17 protein-coding genes are annotated in these 17835 nt (G+C 68.7%); 6 read left to right on the top strand and 11 right to left on the bottom strand.

Going from position 1 to position 17835, the window contains the following annotated elements:
- Positions 1–10 precede the first annotated feature (10 nt).
- A complete protein-coding gene (locus ACFPJ1_RS14545; protein ID WP_380104142.1) occupies positions 11–757 on the top strand; it encodes a maleylpyruvate isomerase family mycothiol-dependent enzyme in 747 nt (248 codons plus the stop codon).
- Here the strand turns inward: ACFPJ1_RS14545 and ACFPJ1_RS14540 are convergent.
- The 7 genes from ACFPJ1_RS14540 to ACFPJ1_RS14510 all read right to left on the bottom strand — a co-directional run bounded on the left by ACFPJ1_RS14540 (position 652) and on the right by ACFPJ1_RS14510 (position 7176).
- Positions 652–1224, bottom strand: a complete 573-nt coding sequence (locus tag ACFPJ1_RS14540) for an NUDIX domain-containing protein (protein WP_380104141.1) — start codon at positions 1222–1224, stop codon at positions 652–654. The genes ACFPJ1_RS14545 and ACFPJ1_RS14540 overlap by 106 nt on opposite strands.
- Positions 1225–1295: 71 nt before the next feature.
- Complete coding sequence (locus ACFPJ1_RS14535; RefSeq protein WP_380104140.1) at positions 1296–2012, bottom strand: PH domain-containing protein; 717 nt, start codon at positions 2010–2012, stop codon at positions 1296–1298.
- A gap of 116 nt (positions 2013–2128) precedes the next feature.
- Positions 2129–2287 carry a hypothetical protein gene (locus tag ACFPJ1_RS14530; protein ID WP_380104139.1) on the bottom strand — a complete coding sequence of 53 codons (159 nt, stop codon included), beginning with the start codon at positions 2285–2287 and terminating at the stop codon, positions 2129–2131.
- Positions 2288–2586: 299 nt separating this feature from the next.
- On the bottom strand, positions 2587–3543 hold the full coding sequence (gene meaB / locus ACFPJ1_RS14525) for a methylmalonyl Co-A mutase-associated GTPase MeaB (RefSeq protein WP_380104138.1): 957 nt from the start codon (positions 3541–3543) through the stop codon (positions 2587–2589).
- A gap of 73 nt (positions 3544–3616) precedes the next feature.
- Positions 3617–4834: an acetyl-CoA C-acetyltransferase gene (locus ACFPJ1_RS14520; RefSeq protein ID WP_380104137.1), complete on the bottom strand. Its 1218-nt coding sequence runs from the start codon at positions 4832–4834 to the stop codon at positions 3617–3619.
- A 42-nt stretch (positions 4835–4876) separates the two neighbouring features.
- Positions 4877–6325, bottom strand: a complete 1449-nt coding sequence (locus ACFPJ1_RS14515) for an AMP-binding protein (protein ID WP_380104136.1) — start codon at positions 6323–6325, stop codon at positions 4877–4879.
- Entirely contained in the window at positions 6325–7176 is an 852-nt protein-coding gene (locus ACFPJ1_RS14510; RefSeq protein ID WP_380104135.1) for an SDR family NAD(P)-dependent oxidoreductase, read from the bottom strand. The genes ACFPJ1_RS14515 and ACFPJ1_RS14510 overlap by 1 nt, the downstream gene beginning before the upstream one ends.
- Before the next feature lie 69 nt (positions 7177–7245).
- On the opposite strand from ACFPJ1_RS14510, the gene mce reads away from it, so the two are divergent.
- The 5 genes from mce (at position 7246) to ACFPJ1_RS14485 (ending at position 13718) form a co-directional block, all read left to right on the top strand.
- Positions 7246–7695, top strand: coding sequence for a methylmalonyl-CoA epimerase (gene mce / locus ACFPJ1_RS14505; protein ID WP_380104134.1), 450 nt, complete (start codon positions 7246–7248; stop codon positions 7693–7695).
- Between the two features lie 153 nt (positions 7696–7848).
- Positions 7849–8799, top strand: a complete 951-nt coding sequence (locus ACFPJ1_RS14500; protein ID WP_380104133.1) for an anti-sigma factor RsbA family regulatory protein — start codon at positions 7849–7851, stop codon at positions 8797–8799.
- 160 nt (positions 8800–8959) lie between these two features.
- On the top strand, positions 8960–10297 hold the full coding sequence (gene ccrA, locus ACFPJ1_RS14495) for a crotonyl-CoA carboxylase/reductase (protein ID WP_380104132.1): 1338 nt from the start codon (positions 8960–8962) through the stop codon (positions 10295–10297).
- Between the two features lie 272 nt (positions 10298–10569).
- Positions 10570–12342, top strand: a complete 1773-nt coding sequence (locus ACFPJ1_RS14490) for a coiled-coil domain-containing protein (protein ID WP_380104131.1) — start codon at positions 10570–10572, stop codon at positions 12340–12342.
- Positions 12339–13718 (top strand): AI-2E family transporter, encoded by a 1380-nt coding sequence (locus ACFPJ1_RS14485; RefSeq protein WP_380104130.1) that lies wholly within the window; start codon positions 12339–12341, stop codon positions 13716–13718. Before ACFPJ1_RS14490 ends, ACFPJ1_RS14485 begins: the two co-directional genes overlap by 4 nt.
- A 153-nt stretch (positions 13719–13871) precedes the next feature.
- Here the strand turns inward: ACFPJ1_RS14485 and ACFPJ1_RS14480 are convergent, their stop codons facing one another.
- From ACFPJ1_RS14480 to ACFPJ1_RS14465, 4 genes are all read right to left on the bottom strand, one after another.
- Positions 13872–14993 carry an NAD-dependent epimerase/dehydratase family protein gene (locus ACFPJ1_RS14480; protein ID WP_380104129.1) on the bottom strand — a complete coding sequence of 374 codons (1122 nt, stop codon included), beginning with the start codon at positions 14991–14993 and terminating at the stop codon, positions 13872–13874.
- 133 nt (positions 14994–15126) lie between these two features.
- On the bottom strand, positions 15127–15891 hold the full coding sequence (locus ACFPJ1_RS14475; protein WP_380104128.1) for an alpha/beta fold hydrolase: 765 nt from the start codon (positions 15889–15891) through the stop codon (positions 15127–15129).
- Between the two features lie 82 nt (positions 15892–15973).
- Positions 15974–16273: a hypothetical protein gene (locus ACFPJ1_RS14470; RefSeq protein ID WP_132190880.1), complete on the bottom strand. Its 300-nt coding sequence runs from the start codon at positions 16271–16273 to the stop codon at positions 15974–15976.
- A 112-nt stretch (positions 16274–16385) separates the two neighbouring features.
- Positions 16386–17777 (bottom strand): M28 family peptidase, encoded by a 1392-nt coding sequence (locus ACFPJ1_RS14465; RefSeq protein WP_380104127.1) that lies wholly within the window; start codon positions 17775–17777, stop codon positions 16386–16388.
- Positions 17778–17835 lie beyond the last annotated feature (58 nt).

Here is a 17835-nt window from a genome sequence, read left to right as displayed (position 1 = left end):
TGCTCACCGCATGAGTCTGTCGCCCGAACGCGCCGCCTTCTATCTCGCCTGCCTGCAGTCCGATTCCGCCCGCCTGGCCGAGGTCGGCCGGCTCGGCCTCGCCGCCGGGGTCCCAAGCTGCCCGGGCTGGACCGTCGAGACCGTCGTCCGCCACATCTCGACCGTGTACCTGCACAAGGTCGAGATCCTCGAGCTCGGCGCGCTCCCCGACCCCTGGCCGCCGAACCTCGACGACCGCGACGCCCTCGAGCTGTACGACGAGGCGCGCGCCGCAGTGGTCACCGCCCTGCAAAAGGCCGGCACGGACCTCCCGACCTGGACCTTCTCCCCCGACGACAAGACCTCGGCCTTCTGGTACCGCCGGATGGCCCTGGAGACCGCCGTCCACCGCATCGATGTCGAGCTCGCCCACGACGTGGTCACCCCGGTCGACCGGGAGCTCGCCCTGGACGGCATCGACGAACTCCTGGTCATGATGCTCGGCGGCCCCTGGTGGGAAGAAGGCGATACCGAACACCCGGTCGACGCCACCGTCCGCGTCACCTCCGAAGGCCGCTCCTGGACCGCCCGCCTGGACGCCACCACCGCCACCGTCACCCCCGACGCCGAAGGCGAGGCCGACGCGGAGATCTTCGGCGAAGCCAACGACCTCTACCTCTGGCTGTGGGGCCGCCAACCTGCGGATTCCATCCAGACCGTCGGTGATGCGGCTGCCGCAGCCGCCTTCCGCAACCGCATCGCCGAGTGCACGACCTGAGGCTCTCCCTTGGCCAACAAGTTGGTGAGTTGAGGGACCAGGTCGGCTGGGTGGAGGCCGAGTGGTCCGAGCATGTCCGGTCCGGCCCAGAGCAGCTCGAAGCTGTTGTTCTCGCTGTGCGCTTCCGCTTCGGGCCCGGACAGGACCGGCTTTCCCACGACGTCAGCCATCAGGAAATACTCCGCGGGCCGCCCGTTGTGCAGCCCGGTCCAGAGCAGGTGATCGATGCGCGCCTCGAGAGTCGTTTCCTCCATCAGTTCCCGGAGGGCAGCCTCTTCGGTGGTCTCGCCCGCCTCCACGTGCCCGCCGGGCAGCACGGCGTACTGATGACCGCGGCAGTTCAGCCCCGGCCAGCGGGCGTCGTCGCACATGACGCAGAGGTCAGCGCTCTCATGCCGCAAGTACCGCTTGATGACCAGCACTCTGCCACCAGCCACAACAACTGCAACCGCCCGAGGAATCCCCACACCCCGGACCCTGCCAGCCCCCACCGACACTTTTTCGCCCGCTCCCGCGGGTGACCGAGAGTGGAGTGCGGCTAGTCGCGGTCGGGGTCGTCGGTCCAGTTGGCTCGTTCGGAGTTGAAGATCGACTTGCTGGCGCTGCCGGAGGCGCGCGAGGGGGCGTGGTGGGCGGGGGCCGTGGTGGTGGTGACCTCCTGGGCCGAGTCCATGCCGATCGGGCCGGTGCCATCGTCGTCGGAGTCGTCGTCGTCGCTCTGGATGACGTCGACGCTGGCGGAGGCTCGCAGGCCGGTGCGCTGGATGACGCGCTGGATCGTCAGGTCACGTTCGTCGGGCCGGCCGACGTACCTGATCTCGCGGAAGCCCTGGTCCTGCGCGGCGGACTCGAAGACGAAGTGGCCGTAACCGAGGAACCGGCCGTTGATCGGCTTCTTCAGCGTGATGTCGAGGATTCGCGCGATCGGGGTGGTCGCGACGGTCTGGGAGAAGACACCCCGGATCCGCATCACCCGCATGTTGGTGACGACGAACCTGTCCCGGTGCTCGGTCAGGAACCGCCAGAACGCGTGCCCCAGCAGCACCAGCACGATCACCAGCAGCACGCCCGCCGCCTTCAGCGGCGTCCACAGCATCGCCACCAGCAGCGCGGTCGCGAGCACGACCTCGAGCATCGGCATGATGAACACCACCCAGTGGTGCCGCACCTCGTCGATGACGACCTCGCCCTCGTCCGAGATCAGATGGCGCCTGACCTTCGGATCGAAGATCCTGAAGAGGCCTATCCCGGCCATCCACTCACTCCCCTGTCCACCCCGCTGTCGGCCCCGCGGCGTTCACCACAGCCGTCACATGCATCACAGCCAAGTGTCCCGCACGAATGCTCGCAACGGGACACTTGGCTGAAAGTTCAGCCGAACAGCGCGGACAGGAAGGTGATCACGCTCGAGAACGCATCGCCAACGGCCGAGAACGCACCTCCCACGGCAGCCGCGGCACCCTCCGGCTGGGTGAACAGATAGAACGCCGCAAAGGCGATGACCAGCCAGATCAGCAGCTTTTTCGCCATCACCACTCCTCGTTCGCAACCAATTCGGTCGACTGTGTTGTATCACGGATAGTCACCAACTGTCACTGACTGAACACAGTCCACCGCACAATGCTCGCCAGCTTCAAGATCCATTCTGTAACGGATCAGGGGGCATGGCATCCATCGGCGCGCCGCCGCGAGACGAATGCCGCTCGACAGGCCGGAAATCCTGTACTGCTTGCCCGTTTTCGGACTCACCGATCCCTGCGACAGATCGACAGAGGCCGTCGCAGCGCCCGAATCCGGGCCGGCCGGAAAACCGAGAAGAATGCCCTCGGTTACAAAGCGGCGATCAGTTCGTCGGCCGCCGCGTACGGGTCAGTGTCACCGTCTGCGACCTTCGCAGCCAGTACGTCGAGCCGGGCGTCGCCGTGCAGGTGCGCGAACCGGGCTCGCAGCGCGGTCATCGCGATCGCCTCGACCTCGTCCCGGGCCCGGCTGCGGCGGCGCTCGACCAGGACGCCGTTGCCGCGCATCCAGGTCAGCCGGTCCTCGATCGCGACGACCACCTCGTCGATCCCTTCGTTGCGCGAGGCAACGGTCTTCAGGATCGGCGGCACCCAGGCGTCCGGGGTCCGCTCGGCCAGCGCGAGCATGGCTCGCAGGTCGCGGGTGACGTTCTGGACGCCGTCGCGATCCGCCTTGTTCACAACGTAGATGTCGCCGACCTCGAGGATGCCGGCCTTGGCCGCCTGGATCCCGTCACCCATGCCCGGCGCGAGCAGGACCAGGGTCGTGTCGGCCATCCCGGCGATCTCGACCTCGGACTGGCCGACGCCGACCGTCTCGACCAGTACGACGTCGAAACCGGCCGCGTCGAGCACTCGCAGCGCCTGCGGGGTGGTCCAGGCCAGGCCGCCCAGGTGACCTCGCGACGCCATCGACCGGATGAATACCCCGGCGTCGGTCGCGTGGTCCTGCATCCGGACCCGGTCCCCCAGCAATGCGCCGCCCGAGAACGGCGACGACGGGTCCACGGCCAGTACTCCGACCCGCTTCCCGGTCGCCCGGTACGCCGAGACGAGCGCCGAGGTCGAGGTGGACTTGCCGACGCCGGGTGAGCCGGTGATGCCGACGATGTGCGCCTGGCCCGCGTGTGGCGCGAGCGCGGCCATCACCTCACGCAGCAGCGGCGACTCGTCCTCGACCAGTGAGATCAGCCGGGCAACGGACCGGGAGTCGCCGTTCCGTGCTCGCTCGACCAGCTCGGCGACCGGGGCAGTCCGTCGGGGCATCGTCTCACTGTCAGCTCACGAGCAGCTCTTCAGCCAACTCTCGGGGTCATTCCTCAGGGACAGAGGATAAGGGTCAGTTCTGCTGCGGGACCCGGACGATCAAGGCGTCGCCCTGACCGCCGCCGCCGCACAGGGCCGCGGCACCCGTGCCACCGCCGCGCCGCTGGAGCTCGAGCGCCAGGTGCAGTACGAGGCGGGCGCCGGACATGCCGATCGGGTGGCCGAGGGCGATGGCGCCGCCGTTCACGTTCACCTTGTCGAGGTCGACCTTCAGCTCGCGGGCGCTGGCGATGCCGACCGCGGCGAACGCCTCGTTGATCTCGATCAGGTCGAGCGAGGCAGGGTCGATGCCTTCCTTGCCGCACGCCTTCACGATCGCGTTGGCCGGCTGGCTCTGCAGCGACGAGTCCGGTCCGGCGACCGAACCGTGCGCACCGATCTCGGCCAGCCAGGTCAGCCCGAGCTCCTCGGCCTTCGCCTTGCTCATCACCACGACAGCGCAGCCGCCGTCGGAGATCTGCGAGGCCGATCCGGCCGTGATGGTGCCGTCCTTGCCAAAGGCCGGTCGCAGCTTGGCGAGCACCTCGACCGAGGTGTCACCGCGCACGCCCTCGTCGGTGTCGACCACCAGCGGGTCGCCCTTGCGCTGCGGCACCTCGACCGGGATCACCTCGTCGGCGAAAACGCCGTTCTTCCAGCTCTCCGCGGCCAGCTGGTGCGACCGGGCGCTGAACTCGTCCTGCTCCTCGCGGGTCAGCTTGAGCCCCGAGGTGTTCGCCTGGTCGGTGAGCGCGCCCATCGGCTGGTCCGTGAACGCGTCCCAGAGGCCGTCGTAGGCCATCGAGTCCAGCATCGTCACGTCGCCGTACTTGAAGCCCTCGCGCGACTTCGGCAGCAGGTGCGGCGCGTTCGTCATCGACTCCATCCCGCCGGCCACGACCACGTCGTACTCACCGGCGCGGATCAGCTGGTCGGCGAGCGCGATCGCGTTCAGGCCGGACAGGCAGACCTTGTTGATGGTGATCGCGGGCACCGACATCGGCACCCCGCCCTTGGTGGCGGCCTGGCGGGCGGTGATCTGACCGCCGCCGGCCTGCAGCACCTGGCCCATGATCACGTACTCCACCTGGTCCGGTGTCACACCGGCCTTCTCCAGGGCGCCCTTGATCGCGAAGCCGCCGAGCTCGGCGCCGGTGAAGCCCTTGAGGCCACCCAGCAGCCGCCCGATCGGGGTCCGCGCACCGGCCACTATGACGGTCTGGTTCTGCGAGCTACGAGTGGTGTCAGACATGCCGCCACGATACCTGCGACGGCACTGGTACGCGCCTGTCGATCAGGTCACACGCCTGCCGGGTTTCCCCGTCGAGGTGGTCGGCAGCGACGCCACGAACGTCACCCTGCGCGGCACCTTCGCCCGCGCCAACCGCTCCCGCGCGAAGGCGATCACCTCGTCCGCGGTCGCGGCGGCCCGCAGAACGACGGAAGCCTCCAGGCGGGCGCCGAACTCCTCGTCCGGTACTCCGTCCACCCGCGCCTCCGCGACCGCCGGGTGACTCAGCAGGACGCCCTCGACCTCGGTGAGGAAGACGTTCTCGCCACCGGTGACCACCATGTCGTCCGCGCGCCCGTCGACGAAGAACCGCCCGGCCTTGTCGCGATGACCGAGATCCCCCGAATCCGCCAGCCCACCAAGGCGCGGCCGCCGCCCACCTCCGGAGTACTGCTCGAACTCGAGCCTGCTGGAGACGCACAGATGTCCCACCTCGTACGGCGGGAGCGGCCGGCCGTCGTCATCGAGCACGGCAACCCGTACTCCGGCCGCGGGTCGCCCGATGGTTCCGGGTGCCGCCTCGAGATCCACCGGCCGGGCGATCGTGGACCAGCCCTCCTCGCTCGATCCGTAGAGGTTGAAGAGCACCGGTCCGTACGACGCGGTCAGCCGGGCCGCCACGGACGGGTGCAACAGCCCGGCCCCACTCACCACGGCAGCCACGTCGGCCGCACCACCGGCTCGCTCCACCCGCGCCAGCACAGGCGGTACGCCGACGAGCACGCAGCCCGGGTTCTCCATCAAATAGGTGGCCACCTGTACAGCGTCGAACCGCCGGCCGAGCACCACCGGCATCCCGAAGGCCAACCCCAAGGCAAGGAATCCCAGGCCGAACCCATGCCACAGCGGCGGCGTCACCACCATCGACGTACCCGGCTTCAACGGCACCCACCGCACGAGTGACGCCACTGGAATCGCCTGCCCGAGCCGCACATCGCCTCGCTCGACCTCCTTCGCCTGGCCGCTACTCCCCGAGGTCTGCAGCACTACACGGCCCGGGCCTTTCCGCGGCCGACTCCCCTTCAAAGAGGTGAAAGGCATACGGCCCGGCACGCTCGGATCGAGCAGCACCACGTCGGCGCGAACTCGCAAGGCGGCACAGACCGCGATGACGAACGACCTGTGGTTGGGCTGGGAGACGGCATAGCGCGCGTTCGGCGCCAGGTCGTAGGCGTGCGCGTCGGCAAGCCGGTCCAGTTCGGCATAGCTCACAGGGCCGTCGTCGTCGATCAAGGCGATTCCTGCTGGGTCTTTGGCCGCGGCGATCGAGATCAGAGCGCTGATTGTGAGCCCGTCCCGCCGCAGGATCCGGTAGGTGCTCAACCGCCCGAGCGGGATCGCCCGGCCCAACCGCACCAGCCCGATCGTCACCTCGCCCAGCACCCGTCCCGACCGCGCCGCGCGCTCGATCGCCCCCTCGACGATCGCCGGGGACCGGCCGGCCGCGGGCATCACCTGCTCCGGGCGATCCGCAGTACCGCCGCGGTCGCCGCCTCATAGGGGCCTTGGGCAACCGTTGTGAGGACGGAGGCGAGCCTCGCCCACCACGGCATCAGCACTCGTGGACGCGTCACCAGAACGCGACCGATGACCTCCGCCGCCTGCGCGGCGGTGAGACCGGGCACCCACGGACCGTACGTCGGAGCGCTCATCGGCGTGTGCACCAAGGGGAAATGGATCGACGTGGTCGTCACCCCGTCAACCCGGATCTCCGGCGCGACGCAGCGCAACCACGCCTCGAACGCCGTCTTCGAGGCGCTGTAGACGGCCCAGTGCGCGGCAGGCAGATCCACGTTCAGCGTGCTCACGTTGATCACCTGGCCGTTGCCGCGATCCCGCATCTGCGGCAGCAACCCGGTCAGCAGCCGGACCGGGCCGAGGTAGTTGACCGAGTTCGTCCGGGTCACGTCGTGCCACCGGTCGGTCGTATCGGTCAGCGACCGGCGGATCGACTTGCCCGCGTTGCTCACGACCACATCGACCCGGCCGTAGTCCACCAACACGTCCTGCACCAGCCGGTCCACCGCGTCGAGATCCGCCAGATCAACGGGGTACGCCGCGGCGTGGCCCCCGGTGGCGGTGATCCGGTCCGTCACGAGCGCCAGGCGATCCGCCCGGCGCGCGGTGAGCAGCACGGTGGCTCCGGCCGCGCCGAGGAGTTCCGCCGTCGCCTCACCGATCCCCGAGGAGGCACCGGTGACAAGCACGATCCGGTCGTCCGCGGCACGTTCGAGCCGGGCGGTAGCCACCCGCGACCAGGACGGTCCGAGCAGTAACCGGTAGATGTCGTGCGTCACATTCATCGGACCAACCAGTGTCGCATCGACCACAGTCATTGGATTCCTTCACCGGACTGGGTCACGCTGACGGTTATGGACCACCTCACGGCCACCAAGACCCTGTTCGAGGCGATCGACCACGTCGGCATCGCCGTGGCGGACTTCGACGCGGCCGTGCGGTTCTATGCCGAGACCTTCGGTATGACGGTGGCCCACGAGGAGATCAACGAGGAGCAGGGCGTCCACGAGGCGATGCTCTCGGTCGGCGAGAGCGGCTCGTCGATCCAGTTGCTGGCCCCGCTGTCGGACTCCTCCCCGATCGCGCGGTTCATCGAGCAGCGTGGCCCGGGCATCCAGCAGTTGGCGTACCGAGTGCGCGACCTCGACGCTGTCTCCGCAGTACTGCGGGAGCGCGGCGCGGAACTCCTCTACGACGAGCCCAAGCGAGGCACCGCGGGCTCCCGGGTCAACTTCATCCACCCCAAATCCGCCGGCGGCGTACTGGTGGAACTCGTCGAGCCGGCCGAGTCCGCCGCGCACTGACCCGAACGCCCCGGGCCCCACCGGCTCGTGGACAACACAGCGTCACTTTCGACTCCGCCACGGAACGGAGTTGGCCGATCACCGTCGCAGAACGTGACATTCTTCCGGTGATCTCGGCACGCCGAGTGGTCCATTGCGGATTACCCTGTTGAGGTGCTGATCGACAGCGCTACCGAACGTCACCACGGTGGTCACGCCGGGTTCCAGCACGACGCCTTCGTCTACATCGATGACGAAGAGTTCGTGCGCCAGACGGCGCCCTTCGTCCGCGACGGCCTGAGGGCCGGCGAGGTGGTTCTGGCCGCACTGCCCCAGTCCCAGATCGAACTGCTGCGGGACGACCTCGGCACCGAGGCCGACGAGGTCACCTTCGTCGACATCACCACCGTCGGCCGCAACCCCGCCCGGATCATCCCGTTGTGGCGCGACCTGCTGGTGAAGCACCCCGACAGCGCCGTCCGCGGCATCGGCGAGCCGGCGTACGTCGGCCGCAACGAAGCCGAGTTCGAGGAGTCGAAGCTGCACGAAGCGCTGCTGAACGTCGCGTTCGAGCACTCCGGACCCTTTCGCCTCCGCTGCCCGTACGACGCCTCGGTCCTCTCCCCCGCCCTCGATCCGGCCGAAAACCACCCGCTCGTGCTCGAGTCCGACGGTGAGTGCCGCCAGGACGCCACCTGGGCCGAGGTCGCCCGGACGATCTTCCGTACGCCGCTGCCCGCCGCGCCGCCGTACGCCGAACGCAAGAAGTTCGGACTGGCGGACCTGACCGACATCCGGGCCTGGGTGAACCTGACCGCGCGGGCGCAGGGGCTGTCGTACGACCGGATCGACGACCTGGCGCTGGCGCTGCACGAGATCTGCACCAACAGCATCCGCTTCGGCGGCGGCCGCGGCACGCTCTCGCTGTGGATCTGCGACCGCCTGCTGATCTGTGACGTCGAGGACCACGGCCGGATCGACGACCTGCTCGTCGGCCGGGTGCTGCCACCGCTCGACAAGGTCGGCGGTCGCGGGGTCTGGCTGGCCAACCAGCTCTGCGACCTGGTCCAGATCCGCTCCGGCGGCGGCTTCACCCAGGTGCGCCTGCACACCCGGCTCGATTGACATCGAAAGTACTCACCGGGATAAGACCACTGACAGCAGTGGACTGAGAAAGTGACGGTCGTCTCAACGGCTGCGACCTCCATCACAGAACCCTTCAACACGGGGCATACTCGTCGGTAGTGTCCGCTTTCACACGGCTCCACCTATCCGGAGGTACGACGTGAAGCAGATCCTCGACGCGATCCTGGCCGGCGACACCCCCGCGGAAGAGTTCGCGCGGCTCGAAGTACCGGAGCACTATCGCGGCATCACCGTGCACGCGGACGAGACGGGGATGTTCGAGGGCCTGCCGGCCAAGGAGAAGGACCCGCGCAAGAGCCTGCACCTGGACGACGTACCGACACCCGAGCTCGGCCCGGGCGAGGCACTGGTCGCGGTGATGGCGAGCGCGATCAACTACAACACCGTGTGGACGTCGATCTTCGAGCCGGTGTCGACCTTCAGCTTCCTCAAGCGGTACGGGAAGTTGTCCCCGCTGACCGCCCGCCACGACCTGCCGTACCACGTGGTCGGCTCGGACCTGGCCGGCGTCGTACTGCGGACCGGGCCCGGGGTGAACGCCTGGAAGCCCGGCGACGAGGTGGTCGCGCACTGCCTGTCGGTCGAGCTCGAGTCACCCGACGGGCACAACGACACGATGCTCGACTCGGAGCAGCGGATCTGGGGCTTCGAGACGAACTTCGGCGGACTCGCCGAACTCGCGCTGGTGAAGTCGAACCAGTTGATGCCCAAGGCGGAGCACCTCACCTGGGAAGAGGCCGCCAGCCCGGGTCTGGTGAACTCCACGGCGTACCGGCAGTTGGTGTCGGCCAACGGCGCCGACATGAAGCAGGGCGACGTCGTACTGATCTGGGGCGCATCGGGCGGACTCGGCTCCTACGCGACGCAGTTCGCGCTGAACGGCGGGGCGATCCCGGTGTGCGTGGTGTCGTCGCCGGAGAAGGCGGAGATCTGCCGCGCGATGGGTGCGGAGCTGATCATCGACCGGTCCGCCGAGGGCTACAAGTTCTGGGCGGACGAGCACACCCAGGACCAGAAGGAGTGGAAGCGGTTCGGCGCCCGGATCCGCGAGCTGACCGGTGGCGACGACCCGGACATCGTCTTCGAGCACCCGGGCCGCGAGACCTTCGGCGCCTCCGTCTACGTCGCGCGGCGCGGCGGCACGATCGTCACCTGCGCGTCGACGTCGGGCTTCATGCACGAGTACGACAACCGCTACCTGTGGATGAACCTGAAGCGGATCATCGGCTCGCACTTCGCCAACTACCGCGAGGCCTGGGAGGCCAACCGGCTGATCGCCAAGGGCATGGTGCACCCGACCCTCAGCCGGGCCTACCCGCTCGAGGAGACCGCGCAGGCCGCCTACGACGTGCACCGCAACCTCCACCAGGGCAAGGTCGGCGTCCTCACCCTCGCCCCGGCCGAAGGCCTGGGCGTCAAGAACACGGACCTCCGCGAGCAGCACCTCGCCGAGATCAACCGCTTCCGCGACCGCTGATCCTCTCGCTCCGGCAAACTCGGCGCTCCGGCAACTTGTCGCTCCGGCGAACTCGGCGCTGCGGCACTTCGGCCGCTCCTGCAGCTCGGTGCTCCTGCAGCGGACAATCGGCGACCGCCGCTGGTTCGTTGTCTTTGCAGGTATCAGTTTGGGGTTGGATTTGGCGAGCATTCCGCATCGATAGGCGTGCACCCGGTTGGCGTGGTGTAACCGACCTCTGACAGGCTTTAGGGTGGGGGATTCATCCACGCCGCCAGAAGGGACTCTTTGGGATGGCTGACGAGTCGAGCCTGCCGTTCTTCGACCGTACGGCGACCGCTGCCGGGGGCTTCCCCGTCGGTCGGCGTGGGTACGACAAACAGGCGGTGGACGACTACGTCCGCGCGCTCGAGATGCAGCTCGCCGACGCCCGCGGCCGCCTGGACGAAGCGCTGAACAACTCCGCCCCGATGCAGCGCCAGCTGGACGAGGCGAAGCGGCAGCTGGAGGCCAGCGCGAACCCCTCGTACGCCGGACTCGGCGACCGCGCCGCGCAGATCCTGCGGCTCGCCCAGGACCAGGCGTCCGAGGCACTCGAGGAGTCCCGCCGGGAGGCCGACGAGCTCCGCGCCACCGCGGCCAAGGAGGCCACGGCCGCCCGGGCGACCGGTGAACGCGAGGCGCAGGACATCCGGACCGTGGCGTTGAACGAGTCCGACAGCATGCGCCGCACCGCCGAAGGTGACGCGGCCGAGATCCGCCGTACCGCGGAGACCGAGGCGGCCGAGGTCCTCGCGGCCGCTCGCCGCAAGGCCGAGACGCTGCAGCTGACCGCCGAGTCCGAGTCCAGCACCATGAAGAACGGTGCGCTGCACGAGGCGGAGAAGATCCGGACCGCGATCCAGCGCGAGTCCGCGGCGCTGCGGGCGCGACTGGCCGACGAGCGCGAGCAGCAGGCCAAGGAGCTCGCCGACAAGCACTCCAAGATCGCTGCCGATACGGACAACCTGACCACCCAGATGCGCGAGGCCGCCGAGGCCTCGGAGCGCCGGGTCGCCGAAGCCACCGAGCAGGCCCGCAAGATCCGCCAGGAAGCGGAGGAGTCCGCCGAGCGCACCCTGGCCCGGGCTCGCCGCGAGGCCGAGCAGCTGCTCACCACCGCGCGGACCAGGTCCGAGTCCGAGCTGGCCAGCGCGGCGGACGACGCCGAGCGGTCCCGCACGATCATCGCCCGCGAGACCGAGCGACTGGCCAAGCGCCGCGACGGGATCCTGGCGCAGATCGCCGGGCTGAACGACATCGCCAGCAACATCGCCCGGCAGGCCGCCGAGCTGGACTCCGAGACCGGCGTCCCGTTCAGCAACCCGTTTGCCGCCGGCAACGGACCGGCCAAGAGCAGCCCGTTCTCGCCGCCGACCGAGACCACCTACTCCGAGAGCCCGTACTCCGCCACCCCGGCCGGGGACAGCTCGTACAGTGCTCCCGCCGCCCCTTCGTACGACGCGCCGAGCACCTCGTACGAGGCTCCGGCCAGCACGTTCGGCGAGACGCCGGCCACCGGGTCGTCGTACAGCGCTGGCTCGCTGAGCGGTGGCGCCGAGGCGCCTGCGGCCAAGGACGAGGACGGACTCGGGCCCGGGGCCAACCCGTTCATCGGCGACAGCCCTTTCGTCGGCGCCGGCGCGGGTGAGGCCCGCGTCGACGAGACCCGAATCGACTCCAACCTGCGCGTCGACGCGACCAGCCTCGACGAACTCCGTGCAGACGCGGCGATCGCCGACGAGCCCCGGGACGCGACCAAGATCGACGAGTTCCGGCTCCCGGACCTGGCCGCCGAGGAGACCCGGACCACGCCGGTCGAGGACAACCCGTTCAAGGCTCCGGAGACCCGGACCGGCGACGCTGCCACTGCCACTGCCGCTGACAAGGCCGATGCTGATGCTGACGCCGAGGACAAGGCCGACGACATTGCTGATGACTCGGCTGACGACGAGGCTGAGGCTGACGAGGTGGACAACAAGAACGTGAAGACCGGCGCGGCTCGATCGCCGAAGGACCAGACGTGACGCCAGCCGGCGACGACAACTCCACAAAGACGACTCCCGAGGTCCGGGAGATCGAGGAAGCCGCTCGCGACGCTAAGGCCGCCGCGGCGGAGGCAGAGGCCGCGGCGGACGACGCCGAGGAGTCCGCGGAACACGCGGACGAGTCCGCCGAGCATGCGGAGACCTCGGCCGCCGAGGCGGGCAAAGCCGCCGAACTGGCCGACCGGTCCGCGGCGGTAGCCGACCGGTCTGCCGAGGTAGCCCAGCGGGCGGACGGCGTGGTACGCCCGGATGACGGCAACCTGGTCGGCGAGATGCTGATCGAGGAGCGTCACCCGGACGTCGGCATGGGCCGGCCCGGTCCCCCGCTGCAGCGCTCGAACCCGTTCGTCTTCGGGTTCTTCGCCGCGCTGGGTGTCCTGGTCGCGTGGGGATTGTGGAACGCGCTCGGTCAGGCCAAGTCGGTGATCATCCTGCTGGTCGTGTCGATGTTCATCGCCGTCGGCCTGAACCCGCTGGTCGAGTGGTTCATGCGCCGCGGCCTGAAGCGCGGGCTCGCGGTCGCGGTGGTCTTCTTGCTGATGATCCTGGCGGTGGCAGGGGTCGGCTTCGCGATCGTGCCGGTCGTCACCGAGCAGATCAACAACCTGATCAGGAACGCTCCGGACTGGCTCGACCTGCTGACCAAGTCGAGGACGCTGGAAGAACTGAACAACCGCTACGACTTCATCACCAAGGCCAAGGACTACATCCAGGACCCGGCGCTGGCGCAGCGCGCGTTCGGCGGCGTCCTCGGTGTCGGCAAGGTGGTCGCGAACGCGCTGTTCTCCGCGTTCACCATCCTGATCCTGACCCTGTACTTCCTGGCCTCGCTGCCGTCGGTGAAGCGCGCGGCCTACAGCCTGGTACCGAGCAGCCGCCGCCAGCGGGTAGCCATCCTCGGCGACGAGGTGCTCGGCCGGGTCGGCGGCTACGTCAGCGGGCAGTTCCTGGTCGCGGCTTGCGCCGGCTTCTTCATGTTCGTGTTCCTGGAGATCGTCGGCCTGAACGCCTACGCCCTCGCCCTCGCGATCGTGGTCATGTTCACCGCGTTCATCCCGATGGTCGGTGGCCTGATCGGTGTCGTCCTGGTCGCCGCGATCGGCTTCACCGACAGTCTGTGGACCGGCATCGCGTGCCTGGCGTACGGCATCATCTACCAGCAGATCGAGAACTACGTGATCGCCCCCCGCATCATGCGCCGGGCCGTCGACATCCCCGGCGCGGTCACGGTGATCGCAGCCCTCCTCGGCGGCGCCCTCCTCGGCGTAGTCGGCGCCCTGCTGGCCATCCCCACCGCCGCCGCCCTACTCCTCATCATCCGAGAAGTCTGGATCCGCAAAGCCGACGCCTCGTAGTACTGCGTTGCGGGAGCGGGTGTACGCCGGCCCACGCGCCGCGCACGCTCGCTCCTGCGTCGCCCGCTCAGTGAAAGCCAGGTGGCCCCGCGTCGAGGCCGCCCGCGGCTAGCCGGCGCACAGATTTTCGTTCTCCTCGGCACTTTTGGCGAGCTAGCAAGTCGTGACTGGCGGAACGCTCGCAGGCTGGTGAACTTCGCGATCGGATCGGGGTATCACCGCCGAAGCAACATCTCGGAAGACGCTCACCAGCGGCTGGGCAGAATCGTCGCCCCATTCGGCCAGCAATTCGGCTTCCTTGGATGCATCCATTCCGTGGGCGGCTTGACGCGGGTGATTGATGAGTGGCTCCCGCTCCATAGCTGTTTGAAAGTCAGCGATGGTCTCGCGCAACGGTCGGCAACTGAGCCCCGCGCTCGCTGCGCGCGAGGCATCAACGGTCCACGTACCCGGCTGAGTTCGCCAGAGCGGGATTTCAGTCCATTGCTTGACGCCGTGTTCGTCCAGCCAGTCTGGATCGGCCCAGACGGGCGTCGCCTTGTTGCCAGTCAGCTCGATGCAGGCGGCGATCAGGCCTTCATAGGTGGCTCTGTGCGGAGGAGCGGCAATGTTGTACGGACCGCTGAGGCCGGACGTTATCGCCTGCAGGATGAACAAGCTGACATCGCGGACATCAACTGGTTGGATCGACTGCCGGCGAGGCTCAGGCAGGAGCCAAGGTCCGCCGCGCTGAGCGCGCTCAAGAAGCTTCAGACCTCGGCCCACGTACTCGCCCGGACCGAGGATGACGCCGGGGCGGAGGAGAAGTGCATCGGAAGACGCCGCGGTCGCAGCAAGCTCGCAACCAGCCTTCAGTGTGCCGTAGCGAACTGGAACCGACATATCGGCCAGCTCGGCGGAAGACTCGGTGTACCCGGGGTGCGATGGCCACAGCGCCGAGTGCTCGTCGACGGGTTCGTCCGGCCAGTCACGGTATGCGCTGACAGTGGAGACCAGAGCGTACTTACCCGCCTGTTGATCAAGCACGCCAAGAACGCGGGACACGTCCGCTGGCTCAAAGGCGCTGGTGTCAATCGTGGCGTCCCATGAGCCGGTCGCTGCCAGTTGCTTAAGGTCGGGTTCAGAGGTGCGGTCACCTTGCATGTGCCTGGTACCTGACGGTGGAGAGCCGCTCTGTCCTCGCGAGAAGGCGGTGACTTCCCAGCCCCGGGCTAGGGCATCGGTGATCAGCCTGCGACCGAGGAACCAGGTGCCGCCCAGGACGAGTAGTCGCATGGCTTGATCCTGCACGATTGGGCGTTAGTCCCGCGACTCGTGTGAGCAGCGGAGGACAACTCGCGCACGTGGGTTGCTCCTCAGCGGGCCCAGGACAGCGGGGGCCAGGGCCGAGGGGTCAGCGCAGGGAGGGTCAGGGGAGGAAGGGGGTGAGGGTGGCGAGGAAGTCGTCGAGGCGTTCGGCGTGGACCCAGTGGCCGGCTTCGGGAATCTCGGCGAACTGGACCTGGGGGAAGTAGCGCTCGATCGTCGCTCGGTGGTTGTGCTGGACGTAGTCCGACTTGCCGCCGTAGATGAAGAGCGTCGGCCCGTCGTACCGGCCGGACTCGTCCTCCGGCCAGGCGGAGATGGCCGGGAGGGCCGCCTCGATCACCGGGAGGTTCGGCCGCCAGCGAGCGCCCTGGTCGTCGAGGATCAGGTTCTGCAGCAGGAAGGCGCGGGTCCCCGGCGTGGGTACGGCGTCGACCAGTTGGGCGTCGACGTCAGCGCGGCGCTGGACCGACGACAGGTCGGCGTTGCGCATCGCCTGGGCGTATTCGACGAAGGCCGGCGGGTAGCTGACCGGCGCGGCGTCGACCACCACCAGCCGCTCCACCACGTCGGCATGCCGGAGCGCGGTCAGCATCGCCGTCTTGCCGCCCATCGAGTGACCGACCAGCGCGACCGGCCCGACGCCGAGCGAGGAGATCGTCTCGTAGACGTCCTCAGCCATCTCGGGGTAGCTCATCGTGTCGGTGTGCGGCGAGGTGCCATGGTTGCGCAGGTCGAATGCGAAGACCCGGTGCTCGGCGGCCAGTCGTCGCGCCGCGGTCATCCAGTTCCGGCTGGACCCGAACAGCCCGTGCATCACCACGACCGGCGATCCGCTCTCGCCGTACGACGTGACCGGAAGCTTCATCAACACACCCCTTGACCAGGCGACGACAACAGCGACATCAACGGCAACACAGGCGGCACCGGCACGATCAGCACTGGCACGATCAGCGGCGGCGCTGCCAGCAGGCAGTGTGCCAGTGCCGTCTCTCGTCCAGCGACTGACCGCCGCCGATCGCCGCGAGCAGGCTCGGGTTCTCCGGCCAGACCACCACGTGCGGCGTCGCGGGCAGGATCTGCTGGTCGCAGCCCGGGCAACGATAGGCCTTGTTGGAAGCTGACCCGCTCACCCGGCGGACCATCCACTCGCCGTCCGAACGGCTCTCCCGGACCTGGTGCCCACCCATCAACGGCCGGTCACTGACCGGCCGCACGTGCTTCGAGGGCTTCTTCTTCCGGGACGCCATAACATCACCAAGGTTATCTTCCGACCCCAGCCCGACCCCCGCCGGGAGCCCGCCTGTGAGCTAGCCCACCAAGCCGGCCCGCCGCAGCTCTTCGTGGCGGGCCGGGCTCAGGTCAGCGGCGACGCGCGACCGAATAGGCGGCGGTGCCGATCAGTTCCATCGAGACCTGGAGGCGTTCCAGGCTGACGTTCTTGGCGATGGTGTCCTCGGGTGAGTGGTACGGCGGCTCGAGCAGCGCGGGTGACGCCTCGCCCCGCCAGGAGAAGTTGGCTGCAGCGATCCCGACTTCCTGGAACGACTGGTGGTCGCTGGCGCCCCGCAGTACAGGTCCGACCATCTGCGGCTCGTAGCCGAGGCGCTGCCCGGAAGCCCGTACTGCGTCCGTCGCCGTGTTCGCGAGTCCGTCGAAAGACAGCAACCAGTAGACGATGGCCGGATCCCAGCTCGTCGCCACCATGTCGTTCTGGAACACCGCGCGGTAGCGGTCGCGCTGGTCCTGGGCGAGCTGCGCCACGTGGTACCGGGAGCCGATCAGGCCCTGCTCCTCCGAACCCCACAAGGCGAACCGCAGAGTCGCCTCGACCGGCAGCTTGGCCATCACCCTGGCGATCTCCAGCGTCAGCACGGTGCCCGAGCCGTCGTCGTTCGCGCCCGGCGCGCCGATCACCGAGTCGTAGTGGCCGCTCACCATCACGATCGGCGAGTTGCTGCCCTTGCCGCGACGCTCGCCGATCACGTTGTTCGACACAAGGCCGCGATGCGCCGCAGTACTGATCGACAACGGCAGCGAGGTGACCACGGCCAGCGCCTCGCGGAGCAACCGCTTCTGCACCTGGGCGACGCCGACCACCGGGATCGGGGCGTCGGTCAGACCGCTCGGCGAGAACGCCGAAGCCCGCCGCGGGAACACCTGGTCAGCCGGAAGCAGTACGACGGCGACGGCACCGCGCGCGGCTGCTTCCGCGACGAAGGCCGGACGTGCCGCCGCGGTGTCGTCCGCGAGCACCACCGAGCCGGCCACGTCCGCGGGCCAGACTGGCGCCGTGGCAGGACCGACATCGCGCGCCGGGCCCTGCACGGCGACGTCGAGCTTGCCGCCGGGTGCCGCTCCGGCCTGCCAGCACAGGTCGTTCGGCAACAGGTTGCGCGGGTCGCCGATCTGGGCGAGGAACTTGTCCGCCACCGGGAACGGCTCCAGGCGGGTCCGGTAGCCGAACCGGTCGAGCTGACCAGCCAGGTAGTCCGCGGCGCGCTTCTCGCTCGCGGTCCCGCCGATCCGCGGACCGATCTCCTCGGACAACACCTGCAGATGCCGCAGAGCGCGTTCCGAGGAGAGCGCGGAAACAATTTGCTGGTCGTACTTGTCGAGCGAGGGGCGCCGGACGGATCCCGGGCGCTGATCGTCCGCGGCCCACGCGGGTACGGCGGGCAATGCGGTGCCGGCAGTGACGCCGGCGACGGCTCCGAGTAGGCCGCGACGACTCATACCGGACGTTTCGGTCATGTAGGTCTCCCTTGTGAGGATGGCCCCGAGACGACTGACCGTAACCGATCCGCCACCG

It is taken from the genome of Kribbella qitaiheensis, assembly GCF_042657745.1.
In the GTDB taxonomy this organism is placed as follows: Bacteria; Actinomycetota; Actinomycetes; order Propionibacteriales; family Kribbellaceae; genus Kribbella; species Kribbella qitaiheensis.
The sequence above is the reverse complement of the archived record's forward strand: the minus strand, read 5'-3'. Positions and strand labels throughout refer to the sequence as shown.